The organism is uncultured Granulicatella sp., assembly GCF_963528315.1.
In the GTDB taxonomy this organism is placed as follows: Bacteria; Bacillota; Bacilli; order Lactobacillales; family Aerococcaceae; genus Granulicatella.
This window is the reverse complement of record NZ_CAURVV010000012.1, coordinates 1-16,876: the sequence shown is the minus strand read 5'-3', so window position 1 is coordinate 16,876 and position 16,876 is coordinate 1. Positions and strand designations below refer to the sequence as shown.

The window sequence follows — 16,876 nt, the reverse complement described above, 5'->3', positions numbered from 1 at the left end:
GATGGAAGTTCAAAAACGACAAACTCAAACGAAAGAAATTTTAAAAACAGCCTTAATTCAACTTCTTCAAGAAAAAGATTTTGAAGCTATTACGGTTAGTGACATTTCTCGCACTGCAGGCGTGAATCGTGGAACTTTTTATTTACATTATGTGGATAAATTCGATATGATGAATCAGTTAGAAGAAGAAATTTTGCATCATATTTTAACGATTTTGCATCAGTATCCTATTACTCAAAAACAAGAAGCCTATCCTGCAGTCGTTCAAATTTTCGAATATTTAAAAGAAGAATTTGAATTTATACACGCAGTCGCTACGAGCCGTTTCACGTATACGAATCAACTCGTTCGAAAATTTTTAATCGAACTAATGGAAAAAATGGATTCAATTAAGCAAAATTTAAAACAAGAACTACCTATGCCAGAAGACTATGCTAGAGAAGTATTCATTTATAGCAATAGCGCGATTATTTTCCACTGGATTTTAAAAGGGGGAGTAGAATCCCCTGAAGAAATTACTAAAATATTTCTTGGAATGTGCCAAGAATAAAGGAGACAAGTATGAAAAAAGATATTGTTAAAGACCCATTTTTCTTATCACAAAAAGCAATCCCTGCTAATCCTATTACTGACAAACAAGTCATTATTGACTTACAAGATACATTACGTGCCAATCGTGACCGTTGTGTCGGCTTAGCGGCAAATATGATTGGAAGTAATAAATCAATTATTATCGTTGCTGCTGGCCCATTTGATATCGTGATGGTCAATCCAGTTATTACTAAAAAATCCCAACCGTATCAAACAGAAGAAGGTTGTCTCTCTCATACAGGAATGAAGAGCACCACTCGCTATCAAAAAATCGAAGTTCGCTATCAAGATGCTATGGGTAAAACTCACACAGGCACCTTCACAGAGTTTACTGCTCAAGTCATCCAACATGAGATGGATCATTTACAGGGAATTTTGATTTAACTCTTTCAAATCCATACAAAAACGAGCATCTCCGAAAAGGAAATGCTCGTTTTTCAATTTCTAACTTTCTATTAACGAACGACCGAACTTGCCATTCTTGCAACAGTATGTCTCATGCCTCGAATCGCAACGGATAAAGCAAAGATATTATTCACATCAGCTAAACCACCATAACCCGCGTCCCCAATATGTTGAATATCGACTCCACAAATTTTATTGCGAATCGCAATTTGTTCAATGACTTCCTTAGAAGAGCCTTCTTGACTAGTTCCAATGGCAGATAACACAAGTGTTTCATGTTCATGTGCAAACTGGACAATATCAATGAGCGCTTCTTCTGTGAATCCAGGAACTGTTCCTACTGCTGGAACCAATAAAATATCTGCTCCCGCTTCAATCAGTTCCTTTGCAATTGCTCGATTCATTACCGGTTCTTTGGATCCTGCTCCATGCATTTTTCCTGCAATAATAACTCCTGTAAAATATTTTTTTGCTTTTTGAATTGCTTGGGCAATTGCTTGATTCGTTACTCCTGTACCAGGATTTCCTGTTAAGCAAATAAAGTCTAAGCCTAATGCTTCTGCTGATTTCAATGTTTCTTTTGAACAAATCCTTCCCGCTGGAATCACTAATCGAGTCTCCAACATTTCTGCTTCTAAATCGACTGGTTCTAAGTTGGCACCGATAGGACGTCCGCATAATTCTTTTAATCGTTCAATTGGATTGGAGCTACCTTCTACTCCGTATAATTTTGGATTTAAACAATCAAATCCATTTAAAAGCATTAAGTCTCCCCCGAATGCACTGGCGATTTCCGCATGTGTTAATTCAGGAATAATAGGGCGATGATGAATCGCCATTTCACAGCATACCGTTCTACCCTCACCTGCCTGAATGGCTAATTTTAATTCTTCTGCTGAAAATTTTCTAAAATCACTTGCCACACAGCTTAAAATTCGTTTTCCCATTGTAAAGTCCCCTTTATTTTAAAATAGTAACTGCTTCTTTCATACTTTCTAAATGACACAAATCATAGTCTCCGCTATCAGAATAGCGATAAGAAACTTCTCCATTCGTTGTCGTTGGATCCACTGCCCAAGATTTAAAACTTCCATGAAGTTGTTCTAATCCTGTTTTTTCTAGAATTTCTGTTAGATTAGCAAGAGAAACACCACATCCTCCTAAAAATTCGATTTGATTTCCATATTGTTTTTGCCACTTAGCTAAATTTTCCAAGCCAGACATAATATTTTTTCCTTGTCCACTTGTTAAAATGCGAGTGCAACCTAACTCAATTAATGTTTCAAGTGTTTCTTCCGGATTTTTCACACAATCAAAGGCACGATGAACTACGCTGTCGGCATTATAGGTTTTACATAGCTCAATCATTTTCTTTGTAGCATCCCAATCCATGTCCCCTTCTGGAGTTAAAAAACCAAAAGCTAAGCCTTTTGCTCCTGCTTCTAAGAAAATTTTCGCATCTTCAAACATTACTTCTTTTTCCAATTCGTTATAACAAAAACCAGCTCCCCTTGGTCGAACCATACAAACAATAGGAATATCGATTTTTTTAACAGCCTGCGTTAAAACAGCTAATGAAGGACTTAATCCTCCTAAATGTAACGCACTATTTAATTCAATTCGATCGGCTCCTGCAGTTTGAGCATTGATACAGTCCTCAATCCCTCCTGCACAAATTTCTAAAGTTGTCATCCTTTCCCTCCTTCTCATTATTTTGTTATGAAACTTAATTTATACAATGCTAATCCATAAATAATAGTATTCACTTTTAAATCTTCGATTCCTATCCACTCATTTGGAAGATGAGCAATATCTCTTTGCCCTGGAAAACTTGGGCCATAAGCAATAATATTTGGAATAATTTTCGCGTAAGTTCCACCCGTTGTCGTAACAGGTGTTGCATTGCCATCAACGACTTCTTGATACACTTTTTGTAAAGTTTGCACATAAATCGAATCTTTATCATACAACACTGGCTTCCACGAACTAATTTCTTCTAAAAGACTTCCTTCTGGAATATGTTTTTGAATATCCGATAATAATTGTTCTTTTGTCACAGAGGCTGGATAACACATCGTCCACTCAATAAAGTGTCTTCCTTCCTCTATTCCGACTGTATATCCTCTTAATTGCATCATTCCAAAGTCTTCATCGGAATAATTGATTCCTAATTCTACTCCTTGATGAGTCGTATGAAGTAAGTACTGATTCATAAAAGCATATAATGCTGAAATCTGTTCTAAAGAAGTACTCAATCGAACTTTCAATCGTCCTCTCTCTCCGTAAACAACTGGCCATTTACAATCTGGAGTCCAACCAAACGTAGGGGGCTGTTCTTTTGTTAAATAATGTTTTACACAGCCAAATCCCGTTTCCTCATTTGTTCCAAATACAATTCGAATTGGACGGTCAAATGAAACTCCCTTTTCTTTTAATACATATAAGGCGAATAAATTCGACAAAATCGGTCCTTTATTATCCAGCACACCACGTCCGAAAATTTTCCCCTCTCGCTTCGTTGCTTTTAACGCAGGACTTTCCCATCCTGTTCCTAATGGCATGACATCGACATGTCCAAAAATGCCATAATACGCTCCGTCTTCACGGGATTCCCCATATTGTGCATAGCCAATTTTATTATCTAAATTTTTCGTTTCAAATCCTAATTCTTCAGCGAGTGTTAATACTTCTACTAAAGCTTTTTTGGGACCTTCTCCATAAGGAGCTTCTGGCAATGATTCTCCCCGAACACTTTTAATAGCAACTAATCGCTCGATAGCTTTATGTAATTCAGGTTGAATTTCTTCCAAAGTTTTAACTATTTCTTCTTTTATTCCCATTTATTTCACCTCAAGTGGCTTCATTCGTTCTCTTAAATAGTCATCCAACCATTCTTGAGTCGCTATTTCATGAATCATTGTGCCATCTTCTTGTGGATGTACTCGATAAACCGTTAATGGTTCTTTTTCAGTTGCTACTACAAAAGAGAAATTGGCAATATTTGTTGCTGCTCCCCATTCTCCTTTGTGGTTCATTGCTACGACTGATAAATCTCCTGCACTACCTCTTCGTCGCACTAATTTTTCTGCCAAATTCTTCACAGCTATTTCACACGCTTGTTGAGGATGCATTCCTTGTTCCATTAATCGAACAATTTCATAGGAAATAATTCCCTTCATCAAATCTTCCCCTAAACCTGTAGCAGTTGCACCACCAACTGTGCTATCCACATATAAGCCAGAACCAATAAATGGAGAATCTCCAACACGTCCTCTTTTTTTCATAAATAGTCCACTTGTAGAAGTTCCTGCGACCATTTTTCCAGCTGTATCTAGGCTAACCATCCCAACCGTATCATGACCTGCATAAGGTGCTAAAGATTCCGTTTGTAAATCTTTAACTCGATTATGATAATGAATTTTCGCGCGATCTGTTAACATATTTTTCCGTTCAAATCCCTGCTTTTGTGCGTAAGCTTGAGCACCAATTCCAACTAATACATTATTCACCGATTGCAAGCTTAATTGACGAGCCACTGAAATGGGATTCGCCACATCTTGAATGGCACATACCGCTCCAAAATCAAGAGTTGTTCCATCCATATAAGCTGCATCTAATTCCACTTCCATCACTTCATTAGGAAGTCCACCATAACCGACTGATTTATAATAGGGAAAATCTTCAACTGCTTTAATCGCTACTTCAATTGCATCTCCAGAAGATGCCTGTTGTTCTAATGTCTGCACAGCCTCTTGGACTCCTTCTAACGCCATTCTCCAAGTGGCAATCATTCCCCACATAGTCACTCCTCCATTCCATATTGATAATTGTGTTCTAATATTTGATAGTATTTTTTCATCGTTAAATCTTCGCAAATCGCACACATTAATCGAAGAGTTGCTTCAATATCGCCTAAATGCACAATACTTTGATGTGTATGCATATAACGAATTGGAATTGATAAAGTTGTCGCTAAAATTCCCGTTTCAGACTTGTAAATATTTCCCGCATCTGTTCCACCCTTTGTAAAACAACCAATTTGATAAGGAATTTGATGTTTCTTACAAAGATTTTCTAAATAAATAAGTAACCCTCGATTTGTTACCGTCATATTATCAATAGCTGTAAGAGAGACGCCTTTTCCAAGTTTCGTATGATTTTGATTAGCTGGAGTATCTCCTGCTAATGTTGTATCAACCGCAAAAGCCACTAATGGCTTTTCTTGGAAAGCTGTCGTCCGTGCCCCTCTTAGTCCGACTTCTTCTTGAATCGTTGTTGCTAGTGTCACTCTTTTAGATAGATGATGACGTTCTAAAGCTTGCATGAGCCAAATTCCTAAAGAAACACTTACCCGATTATCGAGCGCTTTTCCAATCATATATTCCTGATTCAAACCAATCGTTTGGCAAGTACTCACTAAACTCACGATATCTCCTACTTCAATGCCCATTTTTTGAATAGCTTCTCGATTCTCAACACCCAAATCGACAAATAAATCCTCCATAGCAACGACTTTTTTACGAACTTCCGGAGAAATTGCATGCGTTTGAGGGCCACCAATAATTCCCGTCCATGTTCGACCATCACTCGTTGTAATCGTAACTAATTGTTGTAATAACGTATGCGCCCACATATTTCCTACAGGTTGAATCGATACATAGCCCTTGTCATTAATGGCTGAAACAATAAAACCCACTTCATCCATATGAGTCGCAAACATAATGGAAAGTTCGCCTTCCCCTAACGAAAATAATCCTGATCCTAATTTGTCTTGTTCTTTAGCACAAAACGGGAGTTGTTCTGATACAAATTGTAAAATTGGCTCTTCATGTCCTGAAACACCTACAAGATTACTCAATGTTTTTAATAGTTCTATTTGATGATATTCTAACATTGCTTCACCAACTTTCTTGAAAAGCAAGTTGCTGAACTTTTTGGAAAGTTAGATTTTCTAAAAATACTTGAAGCGTATGAATAACAGGTTTCAAATCTTCCTTATTTAATAATTGGACAAATTGTCCTTCTTCTTTTAAGGGAATCACCACAACCACCGTTGGTGTTCCTGCTAAAGATTTATGAATAAACGATCCATCCGTCCCTTTTTCTTGAACATTTGCCTTCACTTCGTATCCTAAACTTTGAGCAACTTCTTTAATTTCTTTGACTAACGAAACATTTGGTAATAATGTCTTATCAAAATAACGAATATAAACTGTTTGTTCTGCATAATCTCTAACCGGCGCTACATCTAATACAATCGACACATCTGGTAATATCGTATTTGTTGCAGTAATCGCTCCTCTATATCCCACAATAGATTGAGTAATTCCTCCAATGCTAAGCGTATACGGTAGAGGAGGCATTGTTTTCATCAACTGATAAGCAGCATAAACTCCAGCTCGATTGGAGATATTTTTACTTAATATCATTTGTTCTGTTTCAATCGCTGAAATTTCTAAGACAAAAGTATCTCCTACTTGAACCCCAATTTGTTCCACTTCTTGTAGTGATTTAGCTCCTATATGAATCCAATAGTGTTCTTGTTTTTGTAGTACATATCCATAAACTCGTTGATGATGTCGTGTCAACAGACAAACTCTTTGGTGGAGAAAATCTTTTGGTGCAACATCTCCAATGGTTACAAAAGACAATAATCCATTCTCATGAATATCATCAATCATCCCTCCACATTCATCAATATTTGAACTAATCATCACTTTAAAAGGACTATTCTCAACTTGTCTCTCCCCAAAAATCGAACCTAATTTATCTCTTTTCAAGTCTAAATTCAATGTTTGATATTCATGAGACAAATATTGATGAACTTCATACTCGTCTCCAGAAACTCCAGGTAGACTACATAAGGTACGTAACTCCACTTCACTCGCTTCCCTTCTAACGATAAATTCGATTTGACTTTTGTTGATCATGCGCAATAATTAGTGCGATGTCTTTCAACGCATCATTCAAACCAACTGCACCTTTTTTAGGCATTTCAATCATAGTCGTATGTTCCTTGAATTGTTGAATGATTTCTTCATTTTCTTTCGAACAAGCGACATACGTTTTACAATCCGTCTGATGTTCAATAAAAGAAGCTACATTTGCTGCCATTTCTGTATAACTTTCATCATTAAAACACGGACCTGCAAATAACACTTCTGCTTTTGTTTTTAAAATCAAATTATGAATTTTATGAAGCACTTCTTCCTTATGATTCGCAAAATAATCTGGACCACAATAGACAGTCGCTAATACTTGTAAATTTTCTTTTAAAAAGTAATCTTTATACATTAAGTAAGAACCAATTCCTCCTTTTTCTAACCCAAGAGGAGTATCTGCTCTTTCCTTTCCACCATAACCCGCTTGTATTTGATTCAAAAATAATATCACTCGCATATGCATTCTCCCTTCAAAAAAAGTGGGAATAACGACAGAAATTGATTCATTTCTGTTGTCTTCCCACCTCCGCACGTTCAACTTTTCTACTCGCTTATTACTTTTTATAAATCATCAAAACTTAAATCATCTAATGACAATTCATCTAATTCATCACTTAATGAATTAGCAGCTTGATGTTCTTCATGAAGATATTGTTTATCAATCACTCTAAAGAATGGATAGTAAATTCCCATTCCAATAATAATTAATACAATTTGGAATAAACCTGCAACGATACTTCCTGTAGATAACCAACCAGAGAAGAAGAATGGAGTTGTCCAAGGAAGAGCTGCTCCTGTAGTATATGGAATTAAACCAATTAATGTAGCAATAGTCGCTAAAATTGTATTTACTAATGGCGTTAAAATAAATGGAATCACGATTAATGGATTTAATACAACTGGTAATCCAAAAATAATCATTTCATTAATCCCAAAAATACCAGGAATAATAGCTAAACGTCCTAATTTTTTCATACGTTCTGATTTTCCAAAGAATACCATTAAGAAAACAAGTGACAATGTACTACCGCCACCACCAAAGTTTCCAAAGAAATCTCCAAATGGCCCTGTAAAGATATTAGGAAGTGTAGCACCTTGTTTGAAAGCTTCTAAGTTTTCCGCTGTTAAAGCTAAATGAATTGGATTAAATACCGTATTCGTTACAGCAGGACCATTAATACCAAAGAACCAGAATAAAGTAGATAAGAACTGATAAATCGGCTCAAAAATCAAACTTTGTCCGAATCCCATTAACGGTGCTTGTAAAATTTTATAAATAAAATTGTGAGCGTATTGATAATCTGTTGCTGAGAACACTAAATACACTACAAAGAAGAAGAACATTGCAAATGCACTTGGAATTAATGCTGCAAATGATTGAGTGACAGCTGGTGGAACCCCATCAGGCATTTTAATAACCCAGCCTTTGTTTTTAATCGTTACAAAAATTTTTACAGAAATAATAGCTGTTAACATTGCCAAAAACATTCCTGCTGACCCTAAATGTGCTAATGCAAATCCATTAAAAGCTTTGCCATTTGCTGCATTTACGAAATCAGCATGAACCTTTGGTGTAATAATTAGGAAACATACAAGAGAAACGGCTCCACCCGCAATTGGATCACTTTCTAATTGACGTGCATATGCATAACCAATCCCAACTGCTCCTAATAGCCCTAAAACACTAAATGTTGAATCAATAACCGCATCCATTTTACTTGGCCAACCTTGACCAAAAAATTGAGCTAAGAAATCAACATAACCTGGTATTGGAAAGTTCGCAATAACAAGGAAAATAGAAGCCACAATAATTAATGGTGTGGATACTAAGAAACCATCACGAATTGCAATTAAGACTTTATTATTACCTAATTTTTCCGCGGAACTTCCCATTACTTTTTCTAACGAAGCAAACATAACAATTCCTCCTATTTTTTATTTTTAATCAGTTGAATCGCGCGTTTCAAAATACGTTCCCCATTAACATTCCCATAATCTTCCAAATTAATTACTTCTACAGGAATACCAGTAGGCTCATATTTCTCACGAGTAGCATTAAATTTGAATTTCACTTGAGGTCCTAAAAGAATAACATCAGGATGAAATTCTTGAACTACAGAATCTAGCTGAACATCAGGAAATGCTTTGACTTCTATTGGCAATTGATGTTGATTTGCAACTTCCTGCATCTTACTTGCCACTAGACTAGTAGACATCCCTGCATTACAAAATAAATACACACGTTTCATACATATACCCCCAGTTATTTTGTTATGTTATTAAGCTTTTTCAATTTTATCCAATCGTTGATATAAGGCTAAAATCTCTTCACTTGTTACTTGTAAGATTTCTGCACTCATCAATTGATCTTCTGAATGTAATAAAAGCAACGAAAAAGGTACTTTATTTCCTGAACTATCTTTTTGTAATAATTCAAAATGAATTTCATGTCCTTTTAATCGTTGCTGTTGTCCTTCCTCAATCAAAGATTGAGCTTCTTCAAAATTTCCTTTTTTTGCTGCTACCATTGCTTCCATAAAAGCAGAACGAGCTGCCCCTAATGCACTAATCATTTTAAAGCAAACTAATTCTATTTCATTCATGATTGTTCCTCCTTTCACAATCTTTTCAAAAACGCTTTCTTTCTGAAGTCATTATAAACCGTTTTCAAGAAAAATCCTAGTCTTTTATCTTAAAATCCTTCAATTATTCCATTTTTTCACAAAATGAAAACAAAAAAACTCTTAGAACAATAGATCTACTATCATTCTGAGAGTTCATTTTAACTAATTGTCTTTTCATAAGGAGACTTCACAAATTGAATAGCTTTTAAAATCGCCATAATTGGATTTATCAATACTAGTGCATATTGCACCATCCCAAGCAATCTCATTAATAAAATCATTGGACTAGATAAATGAAGAATCCATCCTAAACTTAATACTTCTGCCATATAACGATACGACATAAAAAAGATTGGTGTTAACATAATCGCAAACATCATTTCTCCTAATATGATTAATGGAGAATTTTTCCATGTTTTCCCATTCCATTGTTCTGCAATCATAATCAACAAAGCCATTAAGGACACAAATAAAACGACTTCCCCATCTTTAGCTAATAGTGAATTTCCTTGATTCATTGCATATACTGTTATTACACTCGTTAGTACTATCATTCCCATGATGAATTTCCAATAATATGTACTAAACTTTTTCATCACCTTTGCTCCTTTCTCTAACTCCCACCTTTACGACCATCATCACGGACTAGCCCCTTTAAATCAAGAGTATCTGAGAAAATTTAATAAAAATTTAGGAAATAAAAAAGACAGCCGAAGCTGTCTATCCTACTGGGGTAGCTGGATTCGAACCAACGAATGACGGAGTCAAAGTCCGTTGCCTTACCGCTTGGCTATACCCCAATGGTGGAGGGGGGCAGATTCGAACTGCCGAACCCTAAGGAGCGGATTTACAGTCCGCCGCGTTTAGCCACTTCGCTACCCCTCCAGCTGCTATTAAAATAACGTACTCATATATAGTACACTAGACCCAAACTTTTTGCAATACCTTTTTTTAAAAAAATATTTATTTTTATATAAGCGTAAAGTTTCAGAGTAACTTCTAGTTAAGTATCAAAACTAGAAGTTAGTATGAGACAAAAACAAAGAACACAAACATTTAACGTTATCCGATTGCACTGAAATTGAATTAGGTATTACACAAGGTTCTTCATTTTGATTAGATTATCAAGAGTATGACTACTTTTAATCTCCTATAGGTCCAGTGAATTGAGTAATTAAAAAAATATGTTCATACATTTTTACCTTATCTAGATGATTCACATCTTTAAATCCACCTAAAACCAAAAGTGGTACAAATCCAAAACACTGTGTATAATCAAGCGAACCATATTTTTCAATTGCCTCATGATAAAGCGGTAAGTCAAAATAATCATCTATAAAACTTTTATCAGGTAAAAACTTGATAAAAAGTGATAAATTTTCTAAAAAAATATCAAATGTACCTTCTTTATATTTAATAATCCCCAAAAGCTGTCACAAAAATTGGAATGGAAGTACCCCCTCTGAAGTAAGTTTCCTGAACCAGTTCAAGATACTCATCTGGATTAATGACCTTCAGATAACCGTCTAAAAAAGTCCCCAAACCGCATTCTTCCCAGATTTGAACTAGCTCTTCTGGAACTTGGTCTTTGTACTTTTTAATTACTTCTTGAGGCATGACCGCCACTCTTGTAAAATCTTTTAACATATATACTCCTAATTTAATAAGTTAAGTGAACATATAGATAGGTATTTTGTAATTGTTCTGTCATCATCCATAGCTATAGCGACTGTCAAGGCTGTTTTTCTGTGAATCATAAATCAACCACATTTCAGTTGGGTGTTCACGATTGTATTCTTGGCAAACATCAAGCATTTTTTGTATATCTTCAAAACCAAAGCGTTGTACTGCTACCATCATATTTTTTGACGTGTCTACTTTTCTATTAATAATTTCATTCACTGCATACATTTTTGTCAAAATTCCATTAATTTTATAAAAAACATCAAAAGAAAGTAATGCTTCTTCAGAAATACAATAAATATATACTTTTTCTGCTTGATTTTGGACATATTCCATTGCTAGCGAAATCATACTAGCCTGAACTTTCATAAATTTATCTTCAAATTATAAAACCTTATAGTACCCCTTGGTATAACCTCAAGGAATGTAGCCTGTTTGGTATAAAGCATTCAAATCATCATAAAATGTTGACTCAGCTTGAGGGAACCTCTTTTTTGATAGTCAAGTAGATAGTCAAGCCAATGATATCGAATATAATCTGGTCTTTCATAGCTCTACCAACAACTTGTGGGGCTAGCAAACTTTTATATTATAGAACGAAAGTGATAGAGTTGTTGTTTAAAATTAAACTTTAGAATGAAAATATTTAAAAAAAGTATATCACTTTTAGAAGTGTCCTACTTGTATTATTTTCATTTAAAAAGGGATAAATCCTAAACAAAAGGGTGCTACTCCCGCGGCTGCGGGAAGGACAGAAAAGAAATAGCGACAAATCAAGGTTTTATTTTTGAAATTTACCAGAGAATACCCACTCTTTTTTTACTTACAATTATTTTAATAAGAAAGAACTCGCCTGTCAAACAAAACGTTAATTTATATCATCTTTGTCTATCTTAGTTATAATGTTTATCAAATCTGATTTGAGCATTTCTTTTTCTTATCTTATTAAGACCACGACCGCCCCGATTGGCACTTCCGCTTGATCATAGGCTTTCTGCGCTTCTTTCAACGCTTCCCTCATAAAGAATTCTTTTTCCTGAAGTTCCATGTTCTTACTGATAGACGCGCTTCGTCACGACTAGACTATGCGGTCTCTCAAACTCCTTATCTAAGTAATCTTGGTACGTCCCTGGGGAAATAAATCCACGGGCGCTTAAAATATCCGTTCCTGCTTTCCCGACAATCGTATCGGCTAGCAGTACGCAGTTTGTACTCATGACAAAATACGTCTTGAATTTTGAAGAGGTAAATTTATACAAGCGGCCATCTGCTTCTTGTTTTAGCTTGTAGGCATACATTGGTTCTTCTTTGTCGATTCCAGGACGTGCTGGTTTCACCATTTGCGGTGGATCCCAAGGCACTGTCAGCGACATCAGTTTGGCGATTTCCTTATCGACAGCTGCGAGTTGTTCCGGAGACAAGGCGAGACCATATCCCAGTAAGGTCTTATGGTTTTCGCGTTTACAAAATTCAATGTATTTTTCACGGTCGGCACTAAAAAGAACCCCATCCCCCATCGCTCCAAAGAGTCGCTCTGAATTCGTATCGTAGTTTCCGAATGAAATAATGCGTCCCTTGTAACACAGGTCGACATGCCCGATTGCCCCAAATCCGTCTTTTGTGACGTGAATAAACATTTCTAAGTTTGGTTCGGCATTTTCTTTAGCACGGTCGTAAATTTCTGAAGCCGTTTCGCCTTCTCCAAGTTCCAACGCATCATTGATTTTCTGCAAGGTTACGCGAGGGATCAGTGCAGCAAACACGAGCGGCATCCCACGACGCAAGCGTCTGCGAAGGACTTTCTTTCCAACTTCGGCCTCAAAGAACCAGCCGTCTCGAATATTGGTAATCCCAAGCCCCACGAAATAAAGCGAAAGGAAGAACATTTGCAAGTTGCCGTCGCCCCCAAGCGCAATTAAAGTGGCTATCCCGACAACTGAAAGCCAAATGGTATCAATAAGCAAGCGGAATCGCGGACGGATGCCGTCTTTGACATAAATATAGTACGTCACACCACTAATTCCCGCGTTCATCACTTCATTGAGCCCCATCAAGAAGCTTACAATCGCAACCGGCAATGACAGGAAGAATTGATTTCCTGCTAAAAATCCGTAAAGGAAAAATTTAGTAATATTCAGCCATAACGGGTCTTTAGCCTCCGCCTTACTAAACCAACGGAACAAGAAATTCCATAGTTCACGAATCCATAAGAATGTTAAAAACAGACGTAACATCAAATCTGGGAAGTTTGGTCCGAATATAAGGAGCAACATCCCAACAACAAGGAACCCAATTCCTTCAAAGAGGAGCTTTTTCCCCGTAATTCCTAAGTCACTAATTTTCTTCATCAATAATACCTCCTACAGCTACCACTGAAGCAGCTTGTTCATATTTCTCCACCCATTCTTTCACTAGACGGTAAATCACGGCAAAAATTGGTATGAAGAAAATCATTCCTACTAAACCAAACCAGGATATAAGGCCATTCACAATCAATAATGCCCCCTTCGGTACCATTACTAGTTCCAATTTTAAAATATCCTTACAAAATGACTGTAAAAGTGATGGTGTCACCTTTGTAGGAGGCAAAGAGACGCCCTTTAAATAATTTGACCATGCTTTGAGCCATGGATAGGCCTATGCCGAAACCTTTATTTTCCTTGTTATTATGAGATTCTTCGATACGATAAAAACGCTCAAAAAACTTACTATAATCGACTGCCTTACCATCTTTATAGGTATTTGACACTTCTAAGCGAGCCCGTTTACGTGTTCTTCCGACTTGACGGAGCCTTATCGTAACCGTTCCTTCAGGGTCACAATACTTGTTAGCATTATCCACAAGAAGAGTTACAAGTTCAAAGAGAGATTTTTCCTCGGCTTTTACATGGATATCCGGGGTGATATCCATAACGAAGGATTTGCCATCTCGGACGACAGGTCCCTTAAAGTCCTCGGCTGCATCCTCTGTAATATAGGAAAAATCCACATCTTGAAGAACAATGTCCGGCTGCTCCTCCAGACGAGATAAAACCACAAGAGAATTAATTAGATTGGTCAAACGTGTCACCTGGTCATTAGTTGACTTGGTCCATTCATTCTCCCCTGTCATGAGTTCCTGTAACTCAGTATTAGCAGAAATAATAGCTAACGGGGTTTTCAATTCATGACCGGCATTGGTGATAAAACGTCGCTGCTTTTCGTAATTTCGAATGAAGGGGCGAATGACCATTCCTGATAAGGCACTGACAATGATGACAAAAAAGATGAAAGCAAGCAGTGATAAAAGAATGGAAAGATTGAACAAGGCTTGGGAAGAATTATAATAAGCAGACGTATCCAAAAAGACTACCAAAACCTTATTTTTACTGACCTTACTAACTTGATAGCTAAGATTGATATTTTTTTCTCTAATCGTTCCCAGATTATTGTTCAAACGACTAACTGCCAAGGCATATGTAGCCGCCTCCTCATCGTTTATTAGAGACGTATGGCTGGTATCTTGGCTAACAACCTTATCACCAGACAAGGTCACGCTGAAAAAAAGAAAACTGTCCGAAGGAATCTCAAGTCCTTGATTGGTCTTAATTTTTGTGGTTTTTCCGAAGCTTCCATTATTTTCCGTGAGTGTGTTAAGGACCTTGGTAATTTCTTGTTCCGTCTGAAATGAACTCACAGCATTGATGATTCCTACCGTAAAGATCAAGATAAAGAGGATAGCCAAAGAAGCAATTGTTATAAACTGAAGTCGTAAACGTCTATACATGGACTACTCCTTTCTAAATTTGCAGAAGGCAGAAGTCGCCACCCTTTTCACCAAGAATACTGATATCAGCTTGAATAGCTTGCAATTTCTGGCGCAGATAGGAAATATAAACCCAGACAATTGACTCGTCCACATCTTCCTCATCATCCCAGATAGTTTTAAAAAGGTGATCAGTGGTTAATTGCTTAGCAGGGTTGAGCATGAAGTGGGCCATTAACTTAGTCTCTCTACTTGAAAGTCTTATGGCGTTACCAGCTACCAACTCTTGTTCCTCTTGGTCCAAGCGAACAGAACCAAGGGTCAAAATTTTGGCAGTAAAGGTCTCACTAACACGACGCTCTAGCGACCGCAGACGAGCCAAAAGTTCCTTTAGGGAAATCGGCTTGGTCAGGTAATCATCTGCCCCAGCATCAAGTCCTGTCACACGATCGGCAACTTCAGCCATGGCGGTCAACATAATGACATGAGTAGTATCCCCAGAGGATCGAATCTCTTTCAGGGCCTCAATACCTGTTTTGATAGGCATCATAATATCCATAATGATTACTTGATAGGCATTCTGTGCAGCTAGGTCGACTGCCTCTTGACCATTAAAAGCCTGATCAACTTCAAAACCTTGATGCTCAAGTGCCGCCTTGTAAACTCGAGATAAGGCTTTCTCGTCCTCAGCCAATAAAATTTTCAGAGCCATTCTAGTCACTTCCTTCTTGAATTAAGTTACGGATGGTCTGCATGGTCAGGTCACATGAAGCTAATTCATCTGCACAGCGCTTAAGCTCACGGGTAATCATTTCTGAATTCTTGATGTCATGTTTATACTTCATCTGATGCTCTAAACTGGCCCACGAGTCCTGAGCGATGGTCCGAAGCTGAACCTCAACAAAATAGGTCCCTTTATCATTGCCTAGGACATCTGGAAAATTTGTCTCCATTTGCAAAATGAGGTGATAAGAGCGATAGCCGTTAGGCTTGGCAGTTGAAATATAATCCTTCTCATTGTAGACCATGACACCAGGAATAGCCTTGATTACTTCGATGGTCTTGTAAATATCATTGACAAAACCACAAATAATACGGATTCCAATGCTGTCACGAATTTCCTTAAGGGCAGACTGGCTGGTCTCAGGCAAATTCTTCCTACGACACTTTACACGCATGGAGTCGCTTTCCTTAATCCGTGAAATGAAATGTTCATAGAGTTTAAAACCTGTTTCTTTTTTGCTAGCAATATTAGCCGCAATAATGGGGTCTGTTATTTCTTGTAAAATTTTGGGGAGGTATTGAGCATACTCCCCATAAATATTTTGATTTGACATATACACCTTCTCTAATAGCTTTTCTTCATTATAACATAGATTGGCTTAAAAACAAGGAATGAGCATGAGATTGTGACTATGACTTTTATGCCCACCAAATCCAAACTTACTTAGTCCATCATTAACAAGCAAATCACCGTATCTAATCAACAGGGCTAGGCATTCCTCTCTTGAACAACCATCAATATAATAAACATCCTTATGGGATTCCTTGATAATATTCTTTGCTATCAGTTTTTCTCTATCAATACTGACAGGCAATTCCAAAAAAAAAAACAATGGCTCGTCATGAATCGCAATAAAGTGTTGAAAAACCTCTAATATTTTTTCTGCGTGTACATTCGCCGTCAAATGATGTTCAGTTAACTTTGTAAATGATTCAAACAGGTTTTCTACCAAGCTAACTCGGTGACCTTTTACTAAATTCAACATTATACGTCCTCCAGAGAATTTAAACAATATTCACATTTATAATTTCATTATATCAATAAAAACGTAAAGTTTCAAAGTAACTTCTAGTTAAGTATCAAAACTAGAAGTTAGTATGAG

18 protein-coding genes, 2 tRNA genes and 4 pseudogenes are annotated in these 16,876 nt (G+C 36.8%); 2 read left to right on the top strand and 22 right to left on the bottom strand.

The window, feature by feature from the left end:
• Nucleotide 1 precedes the first annotated feature (1 nt).
• Both RYK07_RS04395 and RYK07_RS04390 read left to right on the top strand, forming a co-directional pair.
• Nucleotides 2-550 carry a TetR/AcrR family transcriptional regulator gene (locus RYK07_RS04395; protein WP_314852578.1) on the top strand — a complete coding sequence of 183 codons (549 nt, stop codon included), beginning with the start codon at nucleotides 2-4 and terminating at the stop codon, nucleotides 548-550.
• An 11-nt stretch (nucleotides 551-561) separates the two neighbouring features.
• Nucleotides 562-975 carry a peptide deformylase gene (locus tag RYK07_RS04390; RefSeq protein WP_314852577.1) on the top strand — a complete coding sequence of 138 codons (414 nt, stop codon included), beginning with the start codon at nucleotides 562-564 and terminating at the stop codon, nucleotides 973-975.
• A 71-nt stretch (nucleotides 976-1,046) separates the two neighbouring features.
• Here RYK07_RS04390 and RYK07_RS04385 read toward each other — a convergent pair whose 3' ends face one another.
• The 22 genes and pseudogenes from RYK07_RS04385 to RYK07_RS04280 form a co-directional block, all read right to left on the bottom strand.
• Nucleotides 1,047-1,943 (bottom strand): haloacid dehalogenase-like hydrolase, encoded by an 897-nt coding sequence (locus RYK07_RS04385; protein ID WP_314852576.1) that lies wholly within the window; start codon nucleotides 1,941-1,943, stop codon nucleotides 1,047-1,049.
• A gap of 13 nt (nucleotides 1,944-1,956) precedes the next feature.
• Nucleotides 1,957-2,688, bottom strand: a complete 732-nt coding sequence (locus tag RYK07_RS04380; RefSeq protein WP_314852575.1) for a copper homeostasis protein CutC — start codon at nucleotides 2,686-2,688, stop codon at nucleotides 1,957-1,959.
• A 17-nt stretch (nucleotides 2,689-2,705) separates the two neighbouring features.
• Nucleotides 2,706-3,836, bottom strand: a complete 1,131-nt coding sequence (locus tag RYK07_RS04375) for a Sapep family Mn(2+)-dependent dipeptidase (protein ID WP_314852574.1) — start codon at nucleotides 3,834-3,836, stop codon at nucleotides 2,706-2,708.
• The gene (locus RYK07_RS04370; RefSeq protein ID WP_314852573.1) at nucleotides 3,837-4,796 is read right to left on the bottom strand and encodes a N(4)-(beta-N-acetylglucosaminyl)-L-asparaginase; all 960 of its coding nucleotides are present in this window, start codon (nucleotides 4,794-4,796) and stop codon (nucleotides 3,837-3,839) included. It abuts the gene before it with no gap.
• 2 nt (nucleotides 4,797-4,798) lie between these two features.
• On the bottom strand, nucleotides 4,799-5,890 hold the full coding sequence (locus RYK07_RS04365) for a M42 family peptidase (protein ID WP_314852572.1): 1,092 nt from the start codon (nucleotides 5,888-5,890) through the stop codon (nucleotides 4,799-4,801).
• Nucleotides 5,891-5,894: 4 nt separating this feature from the next.
• Nucleotides 5,895-6,875: a hypothetical protein gene (locus RYK07_RS04360; RefSeq protein ID WP_314852571.1), complete on the bottom strand. Its 981-nt coding sequence runs from the start codon at nucleotides 6,873-6,875 to the stop codon at nucleotides 5,895-5,897.
• 16 nt (nucleotides 6,876-6,891) lie between these two features.
• A complete protein-coding gene (locus RYK07_RS04355) occupies nucleotides 6,892-7,395 on the bottom strand; it encodes a GrdB-related putative oxidoreductase (protein ID WP_314852570.1) in 504 nt (167 codons plus the stop codon).
• A gap of 104 nt (nucleotides 7,396-7,499) precedes the next feature.
• On the bottom strand, nucleotides 7,500-8,855 hold the full coding sequence (locus RYK07_RS04350; protein WP_314852569.1) for a PTS transporter subunit EIIC: 1,356 nt from the start codon (nucleotides 8,853-8,855) through the stop codon (nucleotides 7,500-7,502).
• An 11-nt stretch (nucleotides 8,856-8,866) separates the two neighbouring features.
• Nucleotides 8,867-9,187, bottom strand: a complete 321-nt coding sequence (locus RYK07_RS04345) for a PTS sugar transporter subunit IIB (protein WP_314680083.1) — start codon at nucleotides 9,185-9,187, stop codon at nucleotides 8,867-8,869.
• Nucleotides 9,188-9,217: 30 nt separating this feature from the next.
• Nucleotides 9,218-9,541 carry a PTS lactose/cellobiose transporter subunit IIA gene (locus RYK07_RS04340; RefSeq protein WP_314852568.1) on the bottom strand — a complete coding sequence of 108 codons (324 nt, stop codon included), beginning with the start codon at nucleotides 9,539-9,541 and terminating at the stop codon, nucleotides 9,218-9,220.
• A gap of 179 nt (nucleotides 9,542-9,720) precedes the next feature.
• Complete coding sequence (locus RYK07_RS04335; RefSeq protein ID WP_314852567.1) at nucleotides 9,721-10,158, bottom strand: hypothetical protein; 438 nt, start codon at nucleotides 10,156-10,158, stop codon at nucleotides 9,721-9,723.
• Between the two features lie 132 nt (nucleotides 10,159-10,290).
• Nucleotides 10,291-10,362: transfer RNA gene (locus tag RYK07_RS04330), tRNA-Gln, on the bottom strand.
• Nucleotide 10,363: 1 nt separating this feature from the next.
• Nucleotides 10,364-10,447 (bottom strand) — tRNA-Tyr (locus RYK07_RS04325).
• A 257-nt stretch (nucleotides 10,448-10,704) separates the two neighbouring features.
• Nucleotides 10,705-11,209 (bottom strand): annotated as a pseudogene (locus RYK07_RS04320) (T6SS immunity protein Tdi1 domain-containing protein).
• Between the two features lie 69 nt (nucleotides 11,210-11,278).
• Nucleotides 11,279-11,614: pseudogene (locus tag RYK07_RS04315) on the bottom strand (hypothetical protein); the annotation flags it as partial.
• A 580-nt stretch (nucleotides 11,615-12,194) separates the two neighbouring features.
• Nucleotides 12,195-12,293, bottom strand: a pseudogene (locus RYK07_RS04310) (tRNA-specific adenosine deaminase); the annotation flags it as partial.
• A gap of 4 nt (nucleotides 12,294-12,297) precedes the next feature.
• Nucleotides 12,298-13,593: a hypothetical protein gene (locus RYK07_RS04305; protein WP_314852566.1), complete on the bottom strand. Its 1,296-nt coding sequence runs from the start codon at nucleotides 13,591-13,593 to the stop codon at nucleotides 12,298-12,300.
• A pseudogene (locus RYK07_RS04300) lies at nucleotides 13,580-13,714 on the bottom strand (AI-2E family transporter); the annotation flags it as partial. The pseudogene RYK07_RS04300 and the gene RYK07_RS04305, both read right to left, overlap by 14 nt.
• Before the next feature lie 73 nt (nucleotides 13,715-13,787).
• Nucleotides 13,788-15,011, bottom strand: a complete 1,224-nt coding sequence (locus RYK07_RS04295; protein ID WP_314852565.1) for a HAMP domain-containing sensor histidine kinase — start codon at nucleotides 15,009-15,011, stop codon at nucleotides 13,788-13,790.
• 13 nt (nucleotides 15,012-15,024) lie between these two features.
• Nucleotides 15,025-15,702 (bottom strand): response regulator transcription factor, encoded by a 678-nt coding sequence (locus tag RYK07_RS04290; RefSeq protein ID WP_314852564.1) that lies wholly within the window; start codon nucleotides 15,700-15,702, stop codon nucleotides 15,025-15,027.
• Nucleotide 15,703: 1 nt separating this feature from the next.
• Nucleotides 15,704-16,327, bottom strand: a complete 624-nt coding sequence (locus RYK07_RS04285; protein ID WP_314852563.1) for a GTP pyrophosphokinase family protein — start codon at nucleotides 16,325-16,327, stop codon at nucleotides 15,704-15,706.
• Nucleotides 16,328-16,372: 45 nt separating this feature from the next.
• Entirely contained in the window at nucleotides 16,373-16,759 is a 387-nt protein-coding gene (locus RYK07_RS04280) for a hypothetical protein (RefSeq protein WP_314852562.1), read from the bottom strand.
• Nucleotides 16,760-16,876: the final 117 nt, after the last annotated feature.